Source organism: Citrobacter sp. XY323 (assembly GCF_025106035.1).
In the GTDB taxonomy this organism is placed as follows: domain Bacteria; phylum Pseudomonadota; class Gammaproteobacteria; order Enterobacterales; family Enterobacteriaceae; genus Citrobacter; species Citrobacter braakii.
In genome coordinates, this window is sequence record NZ_JANYUK010000021.1 from 1 (window position 1) to 17,612 (window position 17,612).

The window sequence follows — 17,612 nt, forward strand, 5'->3', positions numbered from 1 at the left end:
GCAGGATTCGAGTAGAACTTGCTGCACTTAGTGAACCACGAGAATAGAACTCATTCCTCAGGGTCCACTTTGTGCCAAGAACGGACGTTTTAAACATTTGTAATCACTAATCCGCGTAGAAAAGATCTCACCGCATAATCATGCAAACATGCAGGAACATCTGAGGAGTTTTTTCGAGATACGGACAAGGAAAAGGGGCTATAAATAGGCAGGAGGCAGCAGAAGCGCGTTAAGAGCCTCTCAAGTGGTGCCGGAAAGAGATGTTATGGTAAATATCGCAGACATAGAGCATTTGAAGTGATATTAGCATGCTTATGCTCTTATTGTAGATTGGCTTTTACCAAATAAGCTTTTTACTACAATGTATGAACATAAGCCGATTGAGCTTTTTAGGCAGCAGTCGCTTGCTCACTTCTGCTATCACCAAACATAGTCTGTGCTGCCATGTCAACATCTCCAGATACTGAGTTCTCGTATCTTCTAATAGCTTCATCTGGTGTTTCGGTAAAGGTTTTTTCAGCAAAAATAATATCTTGTAGTTCGCATATCTTTATTTTCAACTTTCTTAGGGTGTCACTATCGTTTTTTCCTGTGATCCTCACACATGCATTAATACGATTAATTATTATTTCTTGAAATATATTTTTCTTTTCCTCAATTATTCTTCTAAAAAGAACTATTGTTTTTTCTTTTCCTATAATATCCTCTTCAAGAGGCGCCTTTGCTTTCTCTATATCTTTCTTTGACGCAAACTCATTAAATGCAAAAGTGGTTATATAACCTATTATTATAGGAAGGGATGAATAGGAAGTTGGTACTTTTGTTGTTAGGTAGGTTGATATGGCTCCTATGACTATTAATACTGTTCTTTTATACCAAGGTACAGAGATTATGAATTCGAAAAAACGTGTTATCGTCACATGCATCTTTTGCAAAAGGCAAAGGATTAAAACTACTATAACAACGATAATAAGTATCGCAGCAAAACTTGAAGCGACCTCAGTTACTGATGAATTACTATTTTTTTCAGCAGTATAGCTACTTACAGTAGATGGCGTATTGATTTCTAATTGTTTGTTTTCAATCTCGGTGCCCACACTAATCCCTTAATCTTTGGCCATTCCTAATTTTTCAAATAATGTCGGTGCTCCAGCTAAAATTGCGGCTAGCATTCTTAACGAATCACCAGATAAGTTGAGCATCTTTTCATCAACAGCAATCTCTTCTACTGTGAAAACAATCAATGGTGTTTGTTCTTCTTCAATTATTGTCGATTTTATTCCTATTGATTTTCTATTAAAATTATTAGCAATGGACAGTAGAGATTGTTTATCTTTGCCTATTTTCATGGCGTTGGTGTTAAAAGAGTTCATCAGTCTCATTACTATTATTCTAGATGCTACTCTCTTCTCAAGTATTAAATTGACTTCATTGAATTTAAATGCAACCAATTCAAATCCTTCTTCTCTCTCTAATTCTTTTATATTATTAAACTCACTTATGCTAGATATAATATCTATAAGGCTTTGATTATTTCTTTTTTGTGTTTCGGTTTTTTTTCTTCTTCCAGAAGACATCTTTTTTCCTTAATGAATTTATGTGTGGTGATAGTATCCAGCTCTAGATAAGAAAAAACACCGCTACCAATGGTGTTTTTTCAAGGTTCTTAGAGCTACCAACTTTTTGAACCGTGGTAACTGGCTTTAACGGAGCGCAGTAACCAAAACTGTCTTTTCAGTGTATCTGTAGTTAGGCCGACACTTCAAGAATTCTTTGTACTCTCGTTCGTTTATTCGCTCCATAAAACCAGTTACCAATGGTTACCACCATTGGCGATTTATCGTGCCTGTCAAGATTGGGATCAAGAGAACAGTTACCTAAATTGCTGTGGTAGTCGGGTGGATCGGGGAGTTCGTGCATACAGCCTAGCTTGGATCGAACCACCTTTAAGGAAACCAGTTGTACGGGAAGGAGTGGGAAAACGCGACCTTACGGCGGTCTGCGACGGGTAAACCTCATGGTGGGAACAGGGCACCGCTTTGCTGAGATGCAGGATAGGGCAGACCCCCGCAAAATGTCGTCATTTGCGGTGCCTGCCCCGAAAACAGAATGTTTTCTCCTGAGCCTGTAGCTGGCTCTAAAAACCGCTATCGCCTCACATAGCTCGTTGCTTAACGCCTCACGCTCACCCACTAAACAGCGCACCTGTTAACCGTTAATCACGTACAGATTTATCAATATACTTCGCACGTTTACTGCCGGAAATCTTCCCTTAATTCCCGCATTTGCCCGAAACCGCCCGCCATTCACCCGCGTGCACAGACATTCAGATGCGCAGAAATTAGCATGGGTGTTTTTTCACAATACGGACGGGGAATAGTGCCGGAAACGGGCCGGACGCGCCAAGATCGCGCTGAGTGGGTGCGGCCAGGTTTTGTTGAGTTTAATGTAATAGTAAATCCAGTCTTTATGAGTGAAACGTCCGCTTCTCGCCCACCACGGACATTCGCTCAGTTAGCTTATCCGATCAGTGCCAATAGCGGACATTGCTGGCTCATGGTATGTTAGTTTAAGGAGGCATGTCATGCCCTGTATTTCGCTGTGGTATGATAGTTGCGCAATTGATACAAGGGAGCGTTACATCGTGAAAATTGTTTTCGAGGTTAATGGAAAGAAAGTCCCACTAAAATCTTTAAAATACATAAGCAAAAAAGATCAACTCGAAGTAATGAAAAACTGGTTCTTTGAAAACTTTGAAGATCCGGCAAATGCTTGTCCGTATGAAAGTAGAGAAGGTGGCTATGCTTACATATATGGCGGGCCGTATGATGCGAGCGAAGAACTACAATCCATCTTCGATCAATATGTTAAATCTGAGTATATCGAGGAATTAGTAGATGACTTACAAACACAATGTTTTGATTGGTCTGGAAACTCAAATAATATAGATGATTGGTACGATGATGATATCTACGACGCTGTAACGTCTTCCGGCAATCCGTATTTAAAATTCATTGACAATATCGATAAAATAAAAAAACTTGCAAAAGATAAAACTGAACAACAGCAAAAAGACCACTTACTTAGTTTGCTCTACACGAATGTTATTACAGCTTTGGAAACGCTTTATGTTGAACTATTCATTAACTCTATAGAGAAAGATGATGTTTACATAGCCAATTGTATAGAAAAAGGTAAGACTGAATTTAAAGTAAGCAAAGATATTGCTGCGTTGCCTTTCAAGGGTGAACCCATCGAGAAAATTAGGGGAGAGCTAATCAGGTCAATCAAGGAACACTTGATCAGTGCAAGCTGGCATAGCACTAAAAAGGTAATCGACCGCTATGAAGCTACATTCGATATAAAAGTACAAAAAGACTGTCCGATAGAAGCTATTGAATTGGCAACCCTCAATCGAAATCACTTAGTACATCGTGGTGGAAAGGATAAAGAAGGGAACCTCGTAGTGATTACAGACCAGGCTCTTGAAACGCTGATTGAAAATGCATCGAACCTGGCAATTATGCTCTACAACAGTTTAAATGTAGCAACGAATAAAACTACCATTTTACAACCAGATGACAAACCGTTCATTCATGAATTTTAATAGCGCAGGTCATACATGGATATTCGCACGCGAAAGACAAAATTTTTAGAGTCGTTAGATTCAACTGAAGTGATACGCAAAGCAGTAAGTCTCGCTATAGATTGCATTATTGATAATAATAATAGTAATGAAGATACCCCCTTAGTTATTACCAGCTATGATGATTTCTGTAGAGTCCAGGTGCTAAATTATGTACAGGAATTTTGCGAAGCTGCATTCCCCGATATGGATGAATATTACTTCAATCCTAACATACTTCGCATCAACGGCAAGACTAGTGAAAAAGCTTGTATTGACTTAATTAAACTCTTAAGAAGTACAAAAGGCATACTATTCTGGTCAGATGCCTCATCGTGGTTCGCTAGCCTCCCCGACGGATTATTCCATGTTGTTAACATTGATCAAAAAATCGTTACTCGCGGCCTTAATAAGAAAAACTCTAAGCCGACAATAATCAATAAAGATTACAGCGTAGATACACTACTATCAGAGCTATTTTTGAATGGCGCACACATGGAGCAAACCAACGTACGCAACGTTTCTGAGGGAGACATGAAGTTCTATGATGAATGCCATGCTGGATTAATCAGACCAATACCCGCTCCAATAGCCGCGTCATACGATGAAGAGATCACAATTAATTCTCCAGATTGGCAAAAGCTCGCGTGTGTAGCTTTACGCCGCTATCAGTCGAAGGAATGTCATGACGGAATGCAATGGGATACAACCGATCATGGTTGGACTGATGTAATCGCGTATCCATTCGTCGAAGAAATACAATCAATGGATAATAGTGGTTATCGACAATGTTTAGTTGGGCTAGTCACAATAAATAATTCAAATGCAAATTCCCCGTACCTATCTACCGTTTGGATACATCCATTTTATCGCAGGGGAAGGTTATTAAGTAAGTTATGGCCAAAATTACAAGAGTTATATGGAAATAACTTCGAAATTGAGCAACCTAATGAAAATATGAAAGCATTTTTGAAAAGTGTGAAACACGCAGATTACTAATTTATGAATCAGCCTGTGGAGTTAGGGTTGGTGTGAACAAGCAGGGTAACAGCCTCAACGTGATGCTATGCTGACCTGCTCCCTGAGAATTCACACAGAAGGCTGTTAGCAATGTCCGCAGATCGCTCAAAGCGGACGTGGATCACTTGCTGGATATGCACATCGTGCTCCAATGCGCATATCCCATTATGATTGACAACATAATACGCCCTTATCAGAGATCGCAGATAGTTAAATTCAAGAAAGCAAGCTAGTCCTTCACCTTCATCGTGAAACCCCGCCAGTCCGGCAATGAAAGCGCGCCCGTTGCCACTACCCCATCGTGATCGAGCATGCAGACACGACCAGGGTTCAGACTGACTACCTCACGGATATATGCCTGCTCCACACCACAGATCATAAACGCCAACAGTACCTTATTCCGCGCATATTGCTGATAGTGAGTCTTTTCACGCTGATACTCCTCACTATTCAGATCCAGTATCAATCCGACTTCATTGGCGTACCGGTGATAGTTACGCGGTGATGAACAACTCTTGCGGTGCGCGCCATGCACACGTTCCAGCAATGACTCAAGCGCGCATCTCAACGGACTGACATACTGGTTCCACCAACGCAGAATCTTCAGCGCCTTTTTCCTCCTGTTACCGCACCACTGATACACTTTTGCCCCAAGGCCATCATTAACACCAATAGTCACACGCCCAATTCTGTAGGTGGTGGTATGGACCATCTGTTTGCACTGTTTACGGGTCAGCCCGGTATGTTCCATCATGGTTTTATATATCGATGACTTCACACGGTAATCGACCTCATACTCCCTGAACAGATGGTTCAGACAGGCCAGATTGCAGGCTTCGATGTCATAGTTGAGCAACCCGGTCCGAAATTTAGCTTTGAACTCATTGGGCAGATTCTGGAACGCCTGATCGTAATACCGCCCTCCAAACGTCAGACGATAATAATGGTCGTAAGTAACATATTGTCCCTCAATCCTGCCATTGTAGAGATGGTTTAGGCTGCGTATACCTGCGCGGTAATAGGCATCAGGCTCCCGGCTACGTAATGCCTTAACAAACTGTATACTCATGCGCCCCCGCGCAACCTTCCCCAGGAACGCCTTTTCCCGTACCTTCAACGCAGTCTGGCGTTTCTCAACATCTATCGCATGCCCGGGAGCTTTCCCGTTCCCCTTAAGCAGGGCTTTGAGACAGACAGACTCACCAGTATCCACGTCAACCAGATTTAACTTACCCAAAGCAGACACTGACCTCCTGGGATTGAACTGCCATGCACTGGCTTTACGCTTTTTAGCATCCACGCACGCTTTCCCTTTACGAAACTCAATATCCGGCAGTGTCTGCAGGAAATCGACCAGAGTGGACATATAACACTGTCCCTGGTAACTAATTTCACACAGTCCCAAGAGGCTGGCGTAACAGCTACGGATATCCCGGACAGTGCATATAGTCCACCCATCATCGTCAGTCTCCAGCCATATGTGGGCCAGGAAATGGCGCAATGTCTGCCGCCGGGTGACCGCCCATTGCGTATCCCCTACTACACAGCCTGTTATTTCAGTAATACGGTCATAAACCCACTTCGGGATCTTCACTGGATAATCCTTTTCTGTATTCACTGTCCCGTCTCAGCATGGTGTTGTTGCATCAGCTATTACATTGAACATTATGCGGACTCTTACGCAGACCATTTCACCAGTTTTTAGGTCGGGCAATTTGAAAGTCAAAACCCCAGTCGCGAGGACGGGCTCCGCCCATGATTTGCTCCACTCCGGTCGCAAATCTTTCCCCTTAGTCAGGCTGACGCCTTCCCTCACTCGCTGCGCTCGTTCGCCGTGTCGTTTTATAACAGTGGAAGGGGATGAGGCCTCCGTAGTGCTTCATGTCCCCGGGCTCTCCGTTGCGCTCAATGGCAATGGTGCTCGCTGACCGCTCCCCCCATTGTGTGTAGAATATTCACTGGCAGAAACGCAAAAACCCCTCGTAGATGCGCTAACTCGTCAGTTGATGGCAAGGATCGGGTGCGCAGAGGCATCCGTAAGACCCTAAAGAAAACATACGGTTAAGTTAAAATCGGAACAGTTGGAATTTTAAAGTGCATCAACACCATCAAAATCACTGGCCAGCGCTGCAGTTTTACAACAACAATATTGCAGTGGTCGCCGGTGTTATTCGTCGTTCCACTGCAATTTAATCAACAGCAGAAGTGCATTGCAGTTGCTGCATTACCGGTAAATCAGTGCACTTTCCCTGGGGGTTGTCCAAACGAAAAAGAAACGACACCTGTTCCGAGTGAGTCCAGGGTAAGCAGGCTTTTTAACAGTGTCCGGCCTTTCAGTGGCTCCATTCTTGACTTAACAAGAGCGCCTTTATCAGTCAGTGTGTAATCTGCTTTGTGCCAGACTGGATTCAGGGCGCATGAAAGCAGCCTTGCGGGGTCTTTATACCTGAGCCCGATCACCGGCGTGTTGACAGTCGACGAATCGATGAATGCCCCACCACTTCGCGACATATGCGCTTTTAGCCCCTTAATCAACGTACTGTCATTGGGCAGGAACAAACACAACTGTGGAACCCAGAAAATACGCGCTTCTAGGCCATCAGGCATATGGCGCATCATACTAAAGGTGCCTGTGGCCGGACCGGCGTACCCCAAGCGGTTAAGTACCCGGCTTATCCTCTGCTTGTAACGACCGATTTGCGCCCTGAGCGCATCGGTGTTCTTCCATGGCGGCGGAGTTTGCGTATCCTTGTTGAAAAACAGGACCACTCCCACGTATTCTGCTGAATTCCCCGGCGGGACAGACAACATCGCCAATTGCGCCAGAATGCGTTCCCGCTGGCAGTGCGGGCATATAAGACTGTTGCATGGAGATCCGTTTCTGCACTGCCTGAGTTTTTGGGCAATGACGTCATAGCAGCGATTGCTGCCTTTCAGTTTTAGTAAATGAATAAGACGCTGCAATTCATGCTCACTTTCCTGCTGCGTAATAATAGTGGGGAATGCTTTACTTAAAATCTCAAGCCTTGACGGTGCGTGGCGAATGTAATCCGGGTCTGATGTTCTGAAGTAATAAGATTCGTTCATTTAATATTCCTGGTTGTATTCATTACCCTGCCACCTGAGTAAAGCAACAGGGTAATGTGTCCGGTTTTTATTCAGGCAAAATTGCTATATCCTGTTGAGTATTAAAAACCATCCTGATGCCGTTCAACTAAGTCATTTGCAGTCCAGCCAGATGAATATTCATCATCAGTCGGCCTTAAATAATCTAAATTTAACGTCGTATGACCCGGTAAACTATTCCCCACCGAAACGCCCTGGTAATGTAATTGTTTAGCAGCGTAACATTGCGCACAGGCTCCACTTCCACATGGGATGTATTTACACCTGTCAAGAATACACGCTATTTTACCGTATATGTTGCACTCATCCTTCCACCAGTGCTCCCCTCTTTTGATGGCATCAGACAAAATCCGTGCAGATACCCGGTTAAGCTTACGTATCCGCAACTGTTGTTCCCTTAATATGGCAGCGGTAGCACGTTTCGATAACCCAACCTGTTTCCCCATGGTTTCAAACCAGGGGACTGCTATTTCTTTCGCAGAACTTGTTTTAGCTATTATCTCTTTCATTTTATTCTCCCGCCTGCATACGACTGTTAACCCAGTTATTGATATCACTCTCCAGCCAACCCACCGCCCGGCCACTGTCGCCCGTTAGCTTCTTTGACAAAGGAAAGACTCCTTTCGAGATGAGTCGGTACAACGTCGCTGACGAGATCCCCGTCAGATGAAGAACCTCTTTTTTACGCAAAATACGGTTGGTGTTCATGCTTGTGCTCCTTTGAGCTGTTTCAGGAGCGGGGTTATTTACAACCACTAAAAAACGCAAGGATTCACTCAACGATGCCTTCGTTGAGCACTTTAAGGGCATCTTTAATGTGGATGTCATTCGAGAACACTTATTTCTGGCACCAAAACGATCACATCAAGGGCTATTGGCCACTGAGGCTCAATGATGATATTTTGAACACAACACTCTCATGGAGGTGAGCTGTGATTGGTAACCAAAGCAAAAAGGCTGACGCTAAATGCCACCGGGAACGGAAAAGCAGTAACGAGGTCTTTGAATTTCTGGAGAAGAAGCTTTATCTGGGACGGGATACCCGGCAAAAACTGGCACTGATTGCCCGGAAACTAACGGGAGCGGGTTTTAGCCCGGATAAATTCGACGCAGAGAAAGCGGCGGATGTGCTGAGTGCCTGCGTGAATCACATGTTTAATGACCTGCTCAATGAGGGAGAGCTAAACGGGATTTCTGGGCTGGAGGAGTACCCCATGATAGTTCCAGCCAGGTCCCCTAAGGCATTGGAAATCTATACTGTTTACCAGCTTGTAAAAGGTCGTTTTGACAAGCTTCATACGGGGGAGTCAGATCGTGAGAAATATGCTTCGGTAGCAAAAAAACTTAATGAGTATGGAATATGGAAACCCCGGTTAAAACGTCTCTCTGACGGTAAAGAATGGGCGCGTGAGGATGTTGCGTGGATGCTTCAGCCTGAAAATATCAATGCACTGATTAAAGTCCAGAATCAAAAGTATGCGCGGTTAAGTGCTGAAGATAAAACTGAAGCCGAGTCTGGAAACGGCTCAACAGCTAAAAACACCTGATGCATTTACTGGCGCTGATTTTCATCTCCTCACCACGACAGTCATAGCGCGTCGTCGTGGATATGTCGCTGTGGCCTGCCAGCTGGCGGACGGTGTTGATATCCACGCCCTGCTCCAGTAAGCGGGTAATGAAGGTCCGCCGCATGTCATGCGGGGTAAACTGCGCAATACCTGCCGTTTGCTGTAACACTGCCAGGATGCCCGTTAACCTGGTGGTTGTCAGCGGCTGGCTGGCGACCTTGCCATTGCGCTGAATTCGGCTGAACAGTGCACTATCAGCTTCGTTTGCGCTGACTTTCAGCCATGCACGAATAGCCTTATCCACTGCATCCGCCACGTGAATTTCGCGGTATTTACGCCCCTTCCCCTGTCTGACCGTCAGGATGCCGTTGTCATAGTCCCGGCGCTCAAGTTTAACCAGTTCCCCGGCCCGCAGGCCCGTTCCACAAAGCGTCAGCACTATGGCGGCATCACGACAACGACGTACCGGTTGCGGATGCTGTTTAGCGGCCTGAATCAGCGCCCGGATTTCCTGCTTGTCTAACGCCCTTCCCTTACGCTGTATATCACCGCTCACGCGCTTCACTGACCGGATACGTGCCAGCGTTTCGGCATCCATGTAATTGAGGTTAAAGGCCGTCTGCGCCATACTCCGTAGTGCTGACAGCGCCATGTTAACCGATGACACGGCGTAACCGTCATCCAGCAATGCCGCACGCACTTTAGCGACGGCGGCGTAGTTAAGTTGCTCCCACGGGTAGTCTGCTGCATCCGTACCGCGTTTAAGTATGCTGGCGCTGCGGTTTAGCAGGCTGGTGATGCCCCGCCGCCCCGAGGGTGCAAGACCGCCAATATACGCATCGAACACGGTGGTTTGCACCACCGGCGCGACCTGACACAACGCAGTCCTGCTCATGCGCCTAACCCGCAATAACGTACATTAAACCAGGTAACTTTCAGCATCACACCAGCCCCCGCTCAGCCATCGACACCGTTTCAGTCCCCGCCACGATAAAGTGGTCAAGTAACCGCACATCCAGCATTTCCAGCAGTTCATGAAGCTTTTTGGTCAACTTAATATCGCAACGGCTGGGTTCAGGCACGCCGCTGGGGTGGTTGTGGACAAGGATGACTGCGGCGGCGTTATGTTTCAGTACGCGTTTGATAACTTCGCGGGGGTGAACGCTGACCGAGTTTAACGTCCCCCTGAACAGGATTTCGCGGTGCAGCAGCTGATTCTGATTATCGAGCAGGATGATGCCAAACTCTTCATGTTCCAGCGGTGCCAGCTCAACCATCACACACCGCCGGACATCATCAGGAGAGCAGAGCTGAACGCCACGCTGGTAGTACCGGCTGATAATGTCACGCGCCTGGTTAAGGATACGGTTTTCACGTTGGGTAAACATGGTCATTTCAGAACTCTCGTTCAATGAAGTAAATGGCGTCGGGAAACAGCTGGCGGCGGGTTACGCCAGTACGCAGGGAGAAAGCTTTACGGGGCATGGTGGTTCGCCCGTTGCTGTCGAAGAAACAGAGCGTTTCTTCATCCATTATGACCAGAAGGGACCAGTGAAACTGGTCGCTGAGCATAATCAGGCGGGAATGGTCAGTGACGTCTAGAAACCGCTGCATTTCCCTGAAAAGCCTCCCGTCTGTTAATGCCCGCTTCCCGGCAAAGGGTCTGGTGATTTGAACCGGGAACTGGCGGCTGTAATACCCTTTCTGCAACACCTGCGCTATCAGCCAGTCCAGGCGGTCTTCTTCAATTCCTTCAGTCAGCCATTCATGCAAGGGCCAGCGCTGCTGATAAGTCTGAATCAGCCGGTTCATTAACGGGCGTCGTTTCACCCTGCCGTCAAACAGCCAACTAAGCATGTTAACCACACAGTAAGCACCGCAAAGACAGTCTAGTTCGCCCTGTTGAGACGCACGTATCCTTCTGTCAGTCGTCACAGATAATTCCTCATAAATTAGTGATGATTAGTGTGGTGGGATTAGCTTTCCCAGAGAACAGTAATGGTGTAAGCGTTCATGGCGTGATACTGAATAAAGTTGGATTGCCAGAGTTCAAACAACTCCCTTCCGGCGTTAACAGGCAGATCACCAACATGAGCAAGAAAGACATATTGCTGGCTCCAGCTAAAATCAATTTCCTTTTCCAGTTCGGGGTAAACCACTCCCATATAACTGAAGTCGGTAATGTAATCAAAATACCATTCATCATCGCGTGAAATAAGCCGTATTTCGACAGGATGGTAACCGCCCTTTTCAGCGCTGTAACTCAGGTCTTTAAATAACAGACTGACGGCTGTAATTTTGGCTTTATGCGGCGGTGGATTTCCCGCTTCATCTAATATGACATTTATTAATTCCTGATCGACGGGCATAGCTAGCCCTTCCTGATGGATAACACTCATCGTTTTTATTCCGGTAAATATGCATTTGAATTGATGATACAAACCAATAATTGACCATTGCCCATGCTGACTGTTTAGACGATAGACGTTCTCCCATCAGGATGGGATAATAAAATGAAATGCTAAGTTGGCAATTAGTTTGTATCAGCCACTGGACAATATGACACTATCCAGCAATGTTATTTTACCAGGGTCATGCTTTAAATGCAAATAGTTTCACTCAAGAACTAATTTGGCCGTTATTTTATAAACTCATCTAAAAACATAATTAAGCTTTTCCTCTTAGTGTTATCTAGCTTATTCCAGACTTGCTCGAGACGTTGTTTTAATTCAACGTCAAGCCCAGTGGCATAGTTAATCGGGATATCAGAAACATTTAAATCCTCCATACAATCAATAAAGAACCAGCTTATTGGAGTTTTTAAAGCAACAGCAATTTTGACTAAATGAGCAATATTGATCTTATTCGTTCCGCGTTCATAGCGGGAAAGTTGTTGTTGAGAGATATCGATAGTCTCTGCAAGTTCGGCAGCAGTTAGCCCTGCTTCTTTACGTCTGGCCTGAATACGCTGTCCAACCAGCTTATCAGTTGAATCTGCCATCAGTTTAACCATCATTTTATCTCCAAAACGTCCATAAGAGGAATTCTGGGGCTTTTTTACTCTTGCATGAACATCACTAATGGACATAAAATCAACCATTACGTCATTTATAGACAAAAACAGCTGCAACAGATCAACTAAGCTGGATTGGAAGCCCACTCAGTTGAGCAGCAGAGCAAAGGTGGGCAAAAAGGAGAACATTGTGACAACCACCATTACTGAGATAACGGATTGCTTTGAGTACTTTTTCAGCTCTCTTTACCGGCGAGAATTTGTCAAAACACTGCGTCTGAACGAATGTAGCGAGCGGGAATTACTACCTCTGGTACGTTGCTATTTGCTGGGTTGGTTTGCAGATAATGTCTCACCGGAAGTAAAAAGCAAGCTGCCAGGAACTGTATCCGGGCACGGTTACATTGATTTTGTCATTGATGATATAGCCGTTGAGTTTGCAGTACGTAAACCAACTGCGGCACGTTCCAATGTCTCCGCGACCGTCAACAGTACTGAAGTTAAGAAATTGATGAAGCACGACGGCAAAGCCTTGCTTGTGCTGTTTGACTTCTCTGACACACCCTATTCAGAAGAACAGATCGAATCTTTCCGCAACTGGCCCTCTCTTGGTCGAGGGAATCACCGTAAATCAGCTTTCAATGTGGTCTATTTCTTTGTGGAAAAACGTAGACCGCTGGCACTGGGGAAAATCACCAAAAACATCCGTATCACTTAACAGGGAATTAATTAATGAACAGAAAACTGTTGGCCTTATTGATGGTAGCCGTAACGCTACCTGTCGCAGCAGCACAGTACGTAAAACCCGGAGCGGTTCTAACCCTGAATCCGGGAAAGGGCAATGCTGAATTCAACATTAATGCCTCAACGGGGGATGGTTCGGGCGTATGCAATATGGAGGGTACAGCACAGCAAATAGCTGCCGGAGAAAGCCAGAAGCGTCGCTGGGTCTGGAATGACAATACCAGCCAGTGTGTTGCAGTAATTAGTGAGCTCAATAACGGCAAGGCCAGCGTTATGACTCGTGATTGCGAAGATTACTGTGGGACTTCCGCGACAGGCACAATGGATGGTCTGTTTAATAAGAAATAAAAGTATCGTTAATTAATGAAGGAACTGTAGATGAAAAGAACAATGCTTCTGGTATTAATAGCTGCTGGTTTGTTGGCTGGCTGTGGTGAGAAAACGCCAAAATGTAGTAGTGATGATGCAAAAAATCTGGTTGTTAATATTGCTCGCAAACAAATAGAGAAACAATTTGAGCAACTCAGAAATTCGCAGATATCAGACATGGTGCCTGGCAATACTGACAGCCTCCTGCTAAAGGTTATTAACGTCAGAACATTAAGCCATAACTCATCAATAGATACTTATCAGTGCGCAGCCAATCTTCAAATGACCCTGACGGATGAGCAATCTAAACTTTCCAATACAACCGAATTACCGATAACCTATAACATTCAAAAGACAGATGATAATAACGGTCAGTTCTATATAAACGTATCTGGCCTATAATCATCTTAGCCAACATCAAGGTTCCTTTTGGGTAAAGTAATTAATATTTAATCCCAAAAGGACACCTCATGAAAAAGGTCATCACATTCATCATTGTGGCTACTGTCGCATTTAGTTGGTTCGTTACACACAATACAACTAGACCAGAAAAAGATCTTCCTGCTAACGCTCCCTTCATTATTAAATCCAACCTGCCGGGAACATGCAGAGTCAGTATAATGGCGTCTACAGCAGATACCAGACAGATTGTACCCATTGTAGTATGTAAGGTGCTTGCTCGTTCTCAGTGAATGCAGTACTTAACAAAATAGCGAAAGCGTTTTTTTATTTGTTTGCTGCCTGGAATTCGTTCACTTGCAAGATGCGGCGATTTAGCATCCAAACTGATTTAAGTTAAGTCACTTTTTGGATATTATGCCTTCAATATCAGTATAATTCATGAGGGATTATGACCAGAGCACTGGCAAGGCTTGGAGACAAGACCACGAGCAGCGGGGAGGTAATTTCAGCTTCCTCGACGATTATTGAAGGCCGGAATATTGCCCTGAATGGCGATATGGCATGATGTCCAAAGGAAACGTGTAATGGGCCATTTCAGATAAATGGTACTGCATACCACTTTGCGGAAAACAAACCCTGTGTTGCCACTGGCGATCAGGTGCTTTGTAACTGCGAAAATAATCAGGTGCTAGGCAGCACGACACTTTGGGTGGAAGATAGTCCCGGCGATCCTTTTGAGGAGCACCGCAAGCGGGCAGCGGAATGGCCTATTACCAAAATGGCTGCCACCTCCGCTATAGCCGCTATCCCTATGTTCGCAAAGTCTGTCCTTCGTGATACTGGCAATACCGATGCCGGGGAGTCAGAAGAGCCACAAAGTAAGATCGGCGAAATGAGCTTCTATCAGTCACAACCAGCTCAGCCACCCCCGGAGCCTGAACAGCACGCTCAGGCTGCGAAGAAGAAAACTTCACCGCCACCAGAACCGCCGAAGAAAAAATCCCTATTTGATAATAGTAACTGGCTTCTTCTTTGGTGAAGCGGAAGCAATGCCCATTCCCCCACCGCCAGTAGTTATGGGCGGTACAGCAGAGGCCGGAATGGCAGCAGCAGCGGGAGGTGCAACGGCTAAATCGAATCAGGATGCAGCAAGAGCTCTTACTCATACGATGAAACACCTTTCTGGCCCAGAAGTCTGGAGCGGGCGGCTGACGATGAATCTGCCGTTTGTAGTGGTCAAGTAATACTGGCCACAATTTTACAGTAAGAATGGTATCTGTTCTCTGATTCTTCCGGCGTTAGTCCCCCGTTGTAATGATGAGGTCTGACGCTATTGTAGTAATTCAGGATATAACAGCCGATTTGTCACTGGGCCTCATCCTTACCTGCGTAACCATTCGTCGGCACCCATTCTGTTCTCAGACTACTGTAGAAGCGTTCCATGAGGCTATTATCCCAGCAGTTTCCCCGCCGGCTGACGCTTTGCTTTATCCTGCAACTCCAGATAACATATTGATATTTAAGGACTATATACTGGATCCCCTGGTCGTTATGGAACATGACATCTCGCGTTTGTCCACGCATCTCATAGGCCATCCGCAGAGCACTGCTTATCAGTGCGGTATCGGCATGCGCTGACAGACTCCAGCCGATAATCCTGCGGGCAAAAAGATCCATAACAACCGCCAGATAGCACCAGCGATTCCCTGCCCAGATATACGTAATATCTCCACACCATACCCGGTCTGGCTCCGGTACAGCGAACTGACGCTCGAGCAGATTCGGCAGGCAGGTATGCTCCTGATAGGCATTTCTGTACTGATGTTTTCCGGGCTGGCAACTGCTCAGATGCAGATATTTCATCAGACGTCCGGCACGGTAACGGGTCATCGGAACGCTATTCTGCGTCAGCATTCAGCATTCAGCCTCCGTACGTTTTTCCACTCACACAGCTTTCTTAAGATGCGCCCTGTCGCCAGGAGTTTCTCTCCGTAGAACGCTTGTCTTCGGTATTTTGGCGCAAAAACCATGTGATATTTACAGTTCCATCGGTGTACGCCAAGCTCTTTTCGTCCCCCATTGGGACCCCTTTTGATTTCTTGTTGAACTTTTGCAGTTGCCAGACAGCAAGATGTTTTATCAAATCAAAAGGGGTTTTTATAACTGGCTTAAAGCTGAAAGCTTTCCGGAACCCCCAGCCTGGCTGGGGGGTGTCTATGTACAATTAAGCCACTCCATAACTGGAGTGGCTTATAACGTCAGAGCGACGTTAGCGGAACTTTTGCTACAATTTTTCTGACGTTATTTTTGTCTGTTTTATGGCATAAAGGTGAGTGGATGTCCCAGGGAAAGAACACCACGAAATCACCGTCCCGCAGACGCATTTCGTTTAGTGATAACGAAGGTCGATGATAGAAATAGTTATCATCGTCGGGCTTTTCAACCTCAGGTTGTGCAGCACCGAGATGACTGAATTCAACCTCTTCATCACCTGAAATCACAAACTGAACGTCAATAAAATTTTTATGCGTTTCTGGCGTACGGTTCTCCGGCAGATCGGTGCAGGCAGTAAAGGTTTTAAACAGCATCCCATTAAATTCCTTTTGCCCGTCTGGATGCGTTGTAAAATCCAGGCCTTCGATCACGCTGAGGACATGAAAAATCACCGGGGGAAGTTCAACCCGTGATTTATCTAACTGACTGATATTTCCTGTAATCATAATAGTCACCGTTTCGCCAGTTCCTGTACTTCAGCCCAGACCCCGTCATCAACAGGAATGCCACTGGCACTGAAATTAGCGCGGTTACGCAGTTCCATTTCACCAGGATAGAAAACATAACGCTGGCCTTCTGCCGGCGTTGAGGTTTTAACGTACTCAGCCACGCTTGACGCCATTGCTTCACTGAATTCTTTTCCACCAAAGTGTTTCGGGTCAAAGACCATGAATACCTGGCTGGCACCGGTACAACTGCCTTCCAGAATCTTATCGATTTCATTGGTCGGTGCACCTGCGGTAAGAAAAGCAGCCATTGCATCAAGAAGAACGGCCATACCGGAACCTTTCCAGTAACCGGTAGGTAAGATACGCATCGATTCTTCAATCGGGCCTGGCTCATCGGTCAGATTACCATCTTTGTCAAAACCACCAGGGAAAGGCAGTTTTTCGCCTTTCAGGCGTGTGACCTGCAGCTTGCCGTAAGCGTATTGTGACATCGCCATATCCAGGACCAGCGCGCCGTCTTGCATCGGTACGGCCATCACGTAAGGATTGTTGCCCAGGCGAGTATTTTTGGCACCCCATGCCGGCATGCAGGACTCAGTATTCGTCCAGCAAATAGCCGCATAACCTTTTTCAGCGGCTTTCCATCCGTAGGTACCGCCACGCATCCAGTGGGTGGTATTGCGCAGTCCCACAATGCCGACGCCATGTTCAGTCGCAAGCGCCATTGCTCTTTCAATGGCGAAAAGAGAATTGGTGATACCAATGCCACGCTGGCCATCATAAACTTCAATACTGCCGATAGACTTCACTTTCTTAGGCTCTGCATGAATATCCACCCAGCCTTTATTCACATAATCAACAAAACGCGCTACACGGTTAAGTCCATGAGAGAAAATCCCATCGCAGCTAGATTCTGTGTGGATCTGGGCGCAAACATCAGCCTGTGATTCAGATAAGCCTGCGTTTAAAAATGCCTGTTTAACAGTTTGCTTCATTTCTTCAAATTGTACCAGAGACATAAT

General features: G+C 45.6%; 20 protein-coding genes and 2 pseudogenes. 7 read left to right on the forward strand and 15 right to left on the reverse strand.

The genetic code is table 11. From position 1 onward, the window contains the following. Positions 1-389: 389 nt before the first annotated feature. Together N0B36_RS23065 and N0B36_RS23070 are read right to left on the reverse strand one after the other, a co-directional pair. Positions 390-1,097, reverse strand: a complete 708-nt coding sequence (locus tag N0B36_RS23065) for a hypothetical protein (protein ID WP_259689273.1) — start codon at positions 1,095-1,097, stop codon at positions 390-392. A gap of 9 nt (positions 1,098-1,106) precedes the next feature. Further along, positions 1,107-1,577 carry a hypothetical protein gene (locus N0B36_RS23070; RefSeq protein WP_000094483.1) on the reverse strand — a complete coding sequence of 157 codons (471 nt, stop codon included), beginning with the start codon at positions 1,575-1,577 and terminating at the stop codon, positions 1,107-1,109. A gap of 1,067 nt (positions 1,578-2,644) precedes the next feature. Between N0B36_RS23070 and N0B36_RS23075 the strand changes: the two genes are divergently transcribed. Together N0B36_RS23075 and N0B36_RS23080 are read left to right on the forward strand one after the other, a co-directional pair. Then, positions 2,645-3,607: a hypothetical protein gene (locus N0B36_RS23075; protein ID WP_038924685.1), complete on the forward strand. Its 963-nt coding sequence runs from the start codon at positions 2,645-2,647 to the stop codon at positions 3,605-3,607. Between the two features lie 15 nt (positions 3,608-3,622). After that, positions 3,623-4,624 (forward strand): hypothetical protein, encoded by a 1,002-nt coding sequence (locus N0B36_RS23080; RefSeq protein WP_259689274.1) that lies wholly within the window; start codon positions 3,623-3,625, stop codon positions 4,622-4,624. 250 nt (positions 4,625-4,874) lie between these two features. On the opposite strand, the gene N0B36_RS23085 is transcribed toward N0B36_RS23080, so the two are convergent. The 4 genes from N0B36_RS23085 to N0B36_RS23100 all read right to left on the reverse strand — a co-directional run bounded on the left by N0B36_RS23085 (position 4,875) and on the right by N0B36_RS23100 (position 8,479). After that, positions 4,875-6,011, reverse strand: coding sequence for a hypothetical protein (locus tag N0B36_RS23085; protein ID WP_229233775.1), 1,137 nt, complete (start codon positions 6,009-6,011; stop codon positions 4,875-4,877). Between the two features lie 869 nt (positions 6,012-6,880). Beyond that, a complete protein-coding gene (locus tag N0B36_RS23090; protein WP_259689275.1) occupies positions 6,881-7,732 on the reverse strand; it encodes a hypothetical protein in 852 nt (283 codons plus the stop codon). A 101-nt stretch (positions 7,733-7,833) separates the two neighbouring features. Next, the gene (locus N0B36_RS23095; RefSeq protein ID WP_259689276.1) at positions 7,834-8,280 is read right to left on the reverse strand and encodes a hypothetical protein; all 447 of its coding nucleotides are present in this window, start codon (positions 8,278-8,280) and stop codon (positions 7,834-7,836) included. 1 nt (position 8,281) lies between these two features. Further along, positions 8,282-8,479, reverse strand: a complete 198-nt coding sequence (locus tag N0B36_RS23100) for an AlpA family transcriptional regulator (protein WP_001357429.1) — start codon at positions 8,477-8,479, stop codon at positions 8,282-8,284. 224 nt (positions 8,480-8,703) lie between these two features. Between N0B36_RS23100 and N0B36_RS23105 the strand changes: the two genes are divergently transcribed. Beyond that, positions 8,704-9,318 (forward strand): hypothetical protein, encoded by a 615-nt coding sequence (locus tag N0B36_RS23105; protein ID WP_103928275.1) that lies wholly within the window; start codon positions 8,704-8,706, stop codon positions 9,316-9,318. Here the strand turns inward: N0B36_RS23105 and N0B36_RS23110 are convergent. The 5 genes from N0B36_RS23110 to N0B36_RS23130 all read right to left on the reverse strand — a co-directional run bounded on the left by N0B36_RS23110 (position 9,305) and on the right by N0B36_RS23130 (position 12,427). Next, positions 9,305-10,234, reverse strand: a complete 930-nt coding sequence (locus N0B36_RS23110) for a site-specific integrase (protein WP_259689279.1) — start codon at positions 10,232-10,234, stop codon at positions 9,305-9,307. The two genes, N0B36_RS23105 and N0B36_RS23110, sit on opposite strands and share 14 nt — an antisense overlap. A gap of 46 nt (positions 10,235-10,280) precedes the next feature. After that, positions 10,281-10,733 (reverse strand): RadC family protein, encoded by a 453-nt coding sequence (gene radC / locus N0B36_RS23115; protein WP_259689280.1) that lies wholly within the window; start codon positions 10,731-10,733, stop codon positions 10,281-10,283. 1 nt (position 10,734) lies between these two features. Next, a complete protein-coding gene (locus tag N0B36_RS23120) occupies positions 10,735-11,196 on the reverse strand; it encodes a hypothetical protein (protein ID WP_103847950.1) in 462 nt (153 codons plus the stop codon). A gap of 119 nt (positions 11,197-11,315) precedes the next feature. Next, positions 11,316-11,708, reverse strand: coding sequence for a DUF2787 domain-containing protein (locus N0B36_RS23125; protein WP_259689320.1), 393 nt, complete (start codon positions 11,706-11,708; stop codon positions 11,316-11,318). A gap of 269 nt (positions 11,709-11,977) precedes the next feature. After that, on the reverse strand, positions 11,978-12,427 hold the full coding sequence (locus N0B36_RS23130; RefSeq protein WP_311044828.1) for a helix-turn-helix transcriptional regulator: 450 nt from the start codon (positions 12,425-12,427) through the stop codon (positions 11,978-11,980). A 115-nt stretch (positions 12,428-12,542) separates the two neighbouring features. Here N0B36_RS23130 and N0B36_RS23135 point away from each other — a divergent pair, with 115 nt between their 5' ends. The 4 genes from N0B36_RS23135 (at position 12,543) to N0B36_RS23150 (ending at position 15,111) form a co-directional block, all read left to right on the forward strand. Beyond that, positions 12,543-13,070 (forward strand): hypothetical protein, encoded by a 528-nt coding sequence (locus tag N0B36_RS23135; RefSeq protein ID WP_259689281.1) that lies wholly within the window; start codon positions 12,543-12,545, stop codon positions 13,068-13,070. A gap of 14 nt (positions 13,071-13,084) precedes the next feature. Further along, positions 13,085-13,444, forward strand: coding sequence for an acyl-CoA dehydrogenase (locus tag N0B36_RS23140; RefSeq protein WP_259689282.1), 360 nt, complete (start codon positions 13,085-13,087; stop codon positions 13,442-13,444). Positions 13,445-13,474: 30 nt separating this feature from the next. Then, positions 13,475-13,867, forward strand: coding sequence for a hypothetical protein (locus N0B36_RS23145; RefSeq protein ID WP_259689283.1), 393 nt, complete (start codon positions 13,475-13,477; stop codon positions 13,865-13,867). Between the two features lie 1,007 nt (positions 13,868-14,874). Further along, on the forward strand, positions 14,875-15,111 hold the full coding sequence (locus N0B36_RS23150; RefSeq protein WP_259689284.1) for a hypothetical protein: 237 nt from the start codon (positions 14,875-14,877) through the stop codon (positions 15,109-15,111). Here the strand turns inward: N0B36_RS23150 and N0B36_RS23155 are convergent. The 4 genes and pseudogenes from N0B36_RS23155 to yiaK all read right to left on the reverse strand — a co-directional run. Next, positions 15,104-15,781, reverse strand: a pseudogene (locus tag N0B36_RS23155) (IS3 family transposase); the annotation flags it as partial. The gene N0B36_RS23150 and the pseudogene N0B36_RS23155 sit on opposite strands and share 8 nt — an antisense overlap. Continuing rightward, positions 15,778-15,947: pseudogene (locus N0B36_RS23160) on the reverse strand (transposase); the annotation flags it as partial. The pseudogenes N0B36_RS23160 and N0B36_RS23155, both read right to left, overlap by 4 nt. A gap of 178 nt (positions 15,948-16,125) precedes the next feature. Then, on the reverse strand, positions 16,126-16,587 hold the full coding sequence (locus tag N0B36_RS23165; protein ID WP_259689285.1) for a YhcH/YjgK/YiaL family protein: 462 nt from the start codon (positions 16,585-16,587) through the stop codon (positions 16,126-16,128). A gap of 5 nt (positions 16,588-16,592) precedes the next feature. Next, positions 16,593-17,609 (reverse strand): 3-dehydro-L-gulonate 2-dehydrogenase, encoded by a 1,017-nt coding sequence (yiaK, locus tag N0B36_RS23170; RefSeq protein WP_259689286.1) that lies wholly within the window; start codon positions 17,607-17,609, stop codon positions 16,593-16,595. Positions 17,610-17,612 lie beyond the last annotated feature (3 nt).

Excerpts from the sequence above, each read along its gene's own strand:
- N0B36_RS23100 (WP_001357429.1), bottom strand. The coding sequence starts at position 8,479 with ATGAACACCAACCGTATTTTGCGTAAAAAAGAGGTTCTTCATCTGACG.
- N0B36_RS23130 (WP_311044828.1), bottom strand. The coding sequence starts at position 12,427 with ATGTCCATTAGTGATGTTCATGCAAGAGTAAAAAAGCCCCAGAATTCC.
- N0B36_RS23090 (WP_259689275.1), bottom strand. The coding sequence starts at position 7,732 with ATGAACGAATCTTATTACTTCAGAACATCAGACCCGGATTACATTCGC.
- N0B36_RS23165 (WP_259689285.1), bottom strand. The coding sequence starts at position 16,587 with ATGATTACAGGAAATATCAGTCAGTTAGATAAATCACGGGTTGAACTT.
- yiaK (WP_259689286.1), bottom strand. The coding sequence starts at position 17,609 with ATGTCTCTGGTACAATTTGAAGAAATGAAGCAAACTGTTAAACAGGCA.
- N0B36_RS23140 (WP_259689282.1), top strand. The coding sequence starts at position 13,085 with ATGAACAGAAAACTGTTGGCCTTATTGATGGTAGCCGTAACGCTACCT.
- N0B36_RS23120 (WP_103847950.1), bottom strand. The coding sequence starts at position 11,196 with ATGCTTAGTTGGCTGTTTGACGGCAGGGTGAAACGACGCCCGTTAATG.
- N0B36_RS23070 (WP_000094483.1), bottom strand. The coding sequence starts at position 1,577 with ATGTCTTCTGGAAGAAGAAAAAAAACCGAAACACAAAAAAGAAATAAT.
- N0B36_RS23125 (WP_259689320.1), bottom strand. The coding sequence starts at position 11,708 with ATGCCCGTCGATCAGGAATTAATAAATGTCATATTAGATGAAGCGGGA.
- radC (WP_259689280.1), bottom strand. The coding sequence starts at position 10,733 with ATGACCATGTTTACCCAACGTGAAAACCGTATCCTTAACCAGGCGCGT.
- N0B36_RS23145 (WP_259689283.1), top strand. The coding sequence starts at position 13,475 with ATGAAAAGAACAATGCTTCTGGTATTAATAGCTGCTGGTTTGTTGGCT.
- N0B36_RS23080 (WP_259689274.1), top strand. The coding sequence starts at position 3,623 with ATGGATATTCGCACGCGAAAGACAAAATTTTTAGAGTCGTTAGATTCA.
- N0B36_RS23085 (WP_229233775.1), bottom strand. The coding sequence starts at position 6,011 with ATGTCCACTCTGGTCGATTTCCTGCAGACACTGCCGGATATTGAGTTT.
- N0B36_RS23095 (WP_259689276.1), bottom strand. The coding sequence starts at position 8,280 with ATGAAAGAGATAATAGCTAAAACAAGTTCTGCGAAAGAAATAGCAGTC.
- N0B36_RS23110 (WP_259689279.1), bottom strand. The coding sequence starts at position 10,234 with ATGAGCAGGACTGCGTTGTGTCAGGTCGCGCCGGTGGTGCAAACCACC.